At 44.0% G+C, this 5,604-nt stretch carries 6 protein-coding genes; 1 reads left to right on the top strand and 5 read right to left on the bottom strand.

Annotation, left to right across the window (positions count from 1 at the left end; all coding sequences use genetic code 11):
• Positions 1-132: 132 nt before the first annotated feature.
• The 5 genes from GC093_RS32535 to GC093_RS36225 all read right to left on the bottom strand — a co-directional run bounded on the left by GC093_RS32535 (position 133) and on the right by GC093_RS36225 (position 2,620).
• Complete coding sequence (locus GC093_RS32535) at positions 133-507, bottom strand: DUF3888 domain-containing protein (RefSeq protein WP_312886663.1); 375 nt, start codon at positions 505-507, stop codon at positions 133-135.
• A 166-nt stretch (positions 508-673) separates the two neighbouring features.
• Complete coding sequence (locus GC093_RS32530) at positions 674-1,084, bottom strand: DUF5071 domain-containing protein (protein WP_171656118.1); 411 nt, start codon at positions 1,082-1,084, stop codon at positions 674-676.
• A gap of 37 nt (positions 1,085-1,121) precedes the next feature.
• Complete coding sequence (locus GC093_RS32525; RefSeq protein WP_171656117.1) at positions 1,122-1,460, bottom strand: hypothetical protein; 339 nt, start codon at positions 1,458-1,460, stop codon at positions 1,122-1,124.
• A 291-nt stretch (positions 1,461-1,751) separates the two neighbouring features.
• The gene (locus GC093_RS36230) at positions 1,752-2,150 is read right to left on the bottom strand and encodes a keratin (RefSeq protein ID WP_246315792.1); all 399 of its coding nucleotides are present in this window, start codon (positions 2,148-2,150) and stop codon (positions 1,752-1,754) included.
• Positions 2,147-2,620 (bottom strand): IS110 family transposase, encoded by a 474-nt coding sequence (locus GC093_RS36225; RefSeq protein WP_246315791.1) that lies wholly within the window; start codon positions 2,618-2,620, stop codon positions 2,147-2,149. Before GC093_RS36225 ends, GC093_RS36230 begins: the two co-directional genes overlap by 4 nt.
• 511 nt (positions 2,621-3,131) lie before the next feature.
• Here GC093_RS36225 and GC093_RS32515 point away from each other — a divergent pair.
• Positions 3,132-5,231, top strand: coding sequence for an Ig-like domain-containing protein (locus GC093_RS32515; RefSeq protein ID WP_171656116.1), 2,100 nt, complete (start codon positions 3,132-3,134; stop codon positions 5,229-5,231).
• Positions 5,232-5,604 lie beyond the last annotated feature (373 nt).

Below are 5,604 nucleotides of genomic sequence, written 5' to 3'. Positions count from 1 at the left end.
ATAGTTTCCAATCTACTTATATAGTACCATCAAATGGATTATACATATGGAAAAGTTACTCAATTAATCTGCCCGTTAGCACAACGCGGCTGCCAATCCATGCCGGCAGCCGCGTCTTAGTTGTTTATTAAGCTATCGTACCCTTAAGTTGAACGAAGTTTTAATAATGTGTTGCCAGTTAGGAGGCAATTCATAGTCCCTAATGTGCTTGTATTCTAGAACCATTACAGTTCCCGTATTATCTATTCTAAACCTCATCGAGTCCATCCCTACATCCAGATGAGGTCCTACGTACGGGATTGTTTTAACATGAACATCAATATGAGAAGGATGATATTCAACGTCTAAATTAGTTCCACCCAGAAAAGGCGAAAACGTAGGTGATACAGTTAGTTTATCTTTATAGTATCGATTAATCTGTTCCTGTATTTTTGGAGCTAACAAAGTAAGTACAATCCGTTGCAATGGTTCTTCGTGTGGCTTAGCGTAAACGGGCTGTATTGACACCAAGAAAATGATGACCGTTAGCAGTAATCCGATATATCTTTTTACATTTAATACAAATCACCCCATCAAATTATCTTCCACAAAGTGACTTGAGTTTATCCATGCAATAAAAGGGATCAGCTGTCGCAGCGTCTGTCCCCCTGGTTCGTTCAACTATCGTTACCCGTTAGTTTAACAAAGCAATCAAATCCTCGTATACATTCCGAGCGTCAACATCAATTTCACAAAGTTTTTCATTTATTGTGGGATTCTTTATGATTCTTAATAAGTCAGGTACAATTTCCCTTTTTACTTCAATAGGCAGCTCTGGGATAAGGAAACAAATACATGAAAATTGCCAGCAATCGTCACCACTATTCAATACCATCTTAATATGTGGAATGATATCCTCAGGTTTGAGAGAAGCCAAAATCTTACACAGTTCTGGTGCAATTGGCCAGTTTATGTCTTGAATCCACTCGAACAATTGAGCTATTACCGGACTAATGTCTACTTCAGAAGGGACCAAGATTCTTAATTTGTTTAGGGCATCTTCGTCAAATTTATGTTGAGGAATTAATTCATTGATATTAAACACTTTATCCGCTCCCTTCCGACCGAAGTGTCCCGTTAATTCAGATACCATGATAAATCATTATGTATTCACCTGACTCAACCAGAAGTGAGAATTCAATTAACTGTCCTAGAGTATCAAGGATTTCTTTTCTCTTAAATGATAACTTCTCATAAGTCCCTGTTTTTCGAGGATCCCCATCTTCATTCCACGTATACAAACCCGTTAATATTATATCTTCAGGAGCTTCAGAAAACATAAGATACCATGCTTTCATGAGCTTCGTTAATTTCACTGCTCCATTTTTTTCAATTAAAGAGCGTCCATAATAATTAAATCCCAATGCACTTTCGTTTTTGTCCGGATTTATGGTTTTAATCCATTTCAATGAATCTTGCATGTAACCGAACATGTCATCATGTAGTTGAACAACATTTTCTGAATTGCTGTCCTTATAGTCATAAATTCCACTTAAACATATCTCTCCAAACTTACTGTTTGAAATAAGTATAAAATCATGAACTAAAGCTATAAAAAGTCCTCCTTAGCTACTTTAATTCTTACGTTTATTTTACCATGAATTGTAACTATCCTGCCCGTTAGGTTAATGCCGTTCCCGGTCTAATACTATATTTTCTCAGTCTACAACTTTATTTTCCTAGTCTAACACTTTATTTTTCAGTCTAATGGTTTATTTTCTTTTAACAGCAATTTCTTGTTCTAGCTGGTTCAGTATACTAACAATACGCTCGTACTCTTCTAGTAAGCATTGTAGGTCCTGCTTGGCCTCACTGAGTGCAACAGACTCCCCAACGCTCTGTTCTGCTTTAGCAAGGAGCTCTGCTGCCTTCTGAATGCCCGTGGATCCACCAGCTCGTTTCATATATTTTCTCCATCCTGTAATAATCTCTGCCGTTGATTGACCTTTTAGATCTAACGGGGACGGAAACGCTTTGAGTGTCGCTATGGATCGCGGACAAGTCCAATCTTTAAACACCGAGGCATACTCAGGAAAGCGAATATCCAGCCAGCGGATGATCCGATTCTGCATTCGAACACTATTCGTGACCCAAAATTCACGATCGCTCATAACGGTACGTAACCGTTGAAATGGGTTGCTTGCCGAGTGTACTCATAGTAGTAGCCACGGCTAACAACATCTGCAATAACAAGAGCATCCTTCGGGTCACTCTTGGAAGGACAATTATCTCGGTTCTCTTTGTTTCGTTTTGTCGTTGCAGGATTCACTAAAACAACGTGTATTCCTTTCTGGGCAAGCCAATTGGCCAAGTTATACCAGTAATGTCCCGTCGGTTCCATGCCTATTATGATGCTATTTAGCCGGTGTTTTTGTTGCAAGCTACCTATCCATCGATGTAATTTTTCAAATCCTTGGATTGTGTTTTTGAGCGAAAGATTCTGGTTTGTAAGGACAATTCCACGGTAGTTAGTTGCTTGAGCGACATGGGTTTCCTTTGCCATATCGATACCCACAATAAGATGAGAAGTGGTAATTCGTTCAATCCGTTGATTTTGTCCATCCGATTGTTTAAACTTCATAATAAGAGCGCCTCCTTGATGGTGTTGGGTATTTACCCGTCGACAAACCCATCATACCGAGGCGCTCCTTTTTTGACAAAGCCCATTTCTTAGGCTATACAGGAATGTTTAGCGGAATGACATATTCAAAATTCAACATAAAATGGATGATGTTCTTCAATTAAACAAAACTCAATTCTTTGCCTGAAATTTCTCCAAGTCACCATGTTTTTTTTGCCATAAAAGTCCTATTCGATTCGACACGATTCGTACCATAATTGAGTGAGAAGTCCTATTGAATCGTAAGACCGGAAAAGGAATAATCAAATTAAAACAGGAGGTTTTTTCTATGCGGATGTACAGGAGTTGGATATCCGGCTTACTGGGAATATCCATGTGCTTCGGGTGCCTGAATATATCCGTCTCAGCTGAAATCAAGCTTGATCCTTGAACGATACTAACTCCGAGCCACATTATCGAGTTCCCCATTATCAAAGATTTGATTATTTTCCAAAACTCCAGCGACGTTCAGTTGAAATGGAAAGCTCCGACGCTTGCCAGCCGATATATGGGCGCCCCAGCAATAGGACCAGATCAGACAATCTACTTGGGACATACGTTTTTTTTTCTTGGCTCTGTATCATACGTTTCTGCCTTTAAATCCGATGGGACGAAAATGTGGAGCTACACGCTCAATGACATTCTTTTAACACCACCTATCGTTGGGCCGGACGGCACGATTTATGTCAGTAATGCAAACGATAATCCGGGTGAGTTGATCGCCATTCGTCCGGATGGAACGAAGAAATGGGCATTCGCAGCCGGGGATCAGATTAGATCAACTCCTGTATTCGGATCAGATGGCATCCTGTATGCGGCTTCCCGTGATGGCATCCTCCATGCTCTGAATCCTCAGAACGGATCCGAAATCTGGTTGTACGATATGGAGGTTAGAGGTCAAGCCTCCCTAGCGACGGCTCCTGACGGGACTATATATGCGGCCAACGGCACTTCATCCCTGTATGCGATCAAGCCCAACGGAACGAGAAAATGGACGTACCAAGCTGGCGGGATTGTGAGCTCTGCTCCCGCTGTAGGACCAGACGGTACGATCTTCGCTGGATCGGCCGATCACAACTTATACGCCATCTTGCCTAGCGGGGGGCTCAAATGGAAGTTTGATCAAGGGAGCACCCTCTTCGCTCCATCGGTCGCGCAGAATGGCGACGTCTATGTAGGGTCAGAGGACTCCAAACTGAACGTTATTCGTTCTGACGGCAGTCTAAAGTGGCAGTTTGCCGCAGGCGGCTCCGTTGTCCCACCCGTGCTGGCGCCAAATGGGCTGGTCTACACCCAATCCTCTTCCAATAAGGCAATCTATGCGCTTAACCCAGATGGCGCCATTCAATGGCAATATAGATTCGTAACAGACAACCCACAACCCCTCTCAGTCGGAAATGACGGCACCTTGTATGATGTATCCACCAACTATCCTGATATGAAAAACGTTGACACCAACGACATGGAACATACTTATGTGATGTACATGTATGCCCTCAAGGTACCTGTCAAGACGATGACCTTGGATCAAACTTCTCTAGCCCTAACTGAGGGGCAGACGAGCAAGCTTACGCCTTCTTTTACGCCAAGCTATGCCTCCAATTCCACCGTCACGTGGAAAAGCAGCAATCCGAACATAGCTTCCGTTGATAATAAGGGCAACGTGAGTGCCCACATATCCGGTACGGTAACCGTTACGGCGACTTCTGGAGACGGTCCCGTAGCACAGTGCAAGATTTCCGTCACAGCTCGAACGGTCACGACAACCGAAGTAAGCAGTGTTGTCCTGAACAAAACTGCACTATTCCTTCGTACCGGAGATAGCGTCGCTCTCATGGCTAAGGTAATTCCGGATAACGCTACGAATCAGAATGTGACATGGGTAAGCAGCAACCCGGGAGCAGCTACTGTGAACCTTTATGGAAAAGTAACCGCACTCTCCCCAGGTTCGACAGACATTACAGTCACCACACAGGACGGCAACTTTATTGCCAGGAGCAAGGTAGTCGTCACGGCAGGAACTTCCGCAGACTCCGGCCCGTTCATTGACATCAAAGGACATTGGGCGACTCCTGAGATACTGCGCGCTTATGAGTTAAAAGTAGCAAGCGGCTACCCAGACTTCACGTTTCAGCCGAATGCGAACATTACTCGATCAGAATTCACTGTTATGCTAATGAATGGGTTGAAGCCGGCGTTTGAAGGTGCGGATCTCACGTTCACCGATACGGGCCAGATCCAAGACTGGGCGGCCAAGTCCGTTAAGCAAGCCGTGAAGCTTGGCATTATTAGCGGATACCCTGATGGTTCCTTCCGTCCCACTGCGAACATTACCCATGAGGAGATGATGTCTATGGTAGTAAAAGGACTGGGCATAACGCTCACTCCTGGTGCGACGACTGATTATGCCGACGATGCCGATATTCCCGATTGGGCCAAACCTGCTGCCTCGATCTCCGGAAAGAACAATCTGCTTGGTGGTACGACTGGAAACAACTTTGCACCCTCAACATTGGCTACCCGTGCCGAGGCTGTAACCGCCATCGTCAGGATGCTCGATATTAGACTTTGATGATTTCCTACGCCATTAGATAGCCCCACAAACGTAGACCTCAAGAACATATATCCATTGCTGAAAAACCCCAATTGGATCGCGGCCCCTAAGCTCCGGCGCGCTGCAACCGAAAGCCAAGATGAATAGATGAGATTTTCATCTGCAGTTGGTGACCGTTCACCTCAATAGATCGGTTCACCCTCATATCCCAAGACGTAAACGAGGCTGCCCGATTATGCCGGCAGCCTCGTCCCTGGTTTCTTATTCAACTATCGTACCCGTTACTTTAACAACTGTCCCCATAACATCTTTCCATCACTGTAAGTCCCCGTCCATATATTGTCTGATTTTGGGTTTTGTTGATAATGCTCATACATTAGTCTTAAGCTCA

The sequence above is a fragment of the Paenibacillus foliorum genome (assembly GCF_013141765.1).
Classification (GTDB): domain Bacteria; phylum Bacillota; class Bacilli; order Paenibacillales; family NBRC-103111; genus Paenibacillus_S; species Paenibacillus_S foliorum.
The sequence above is the reverse complement of the archived record's forward strand: the minus strand, read 5'-3'. Positions and strand labels throughout refer to the sequence as shown.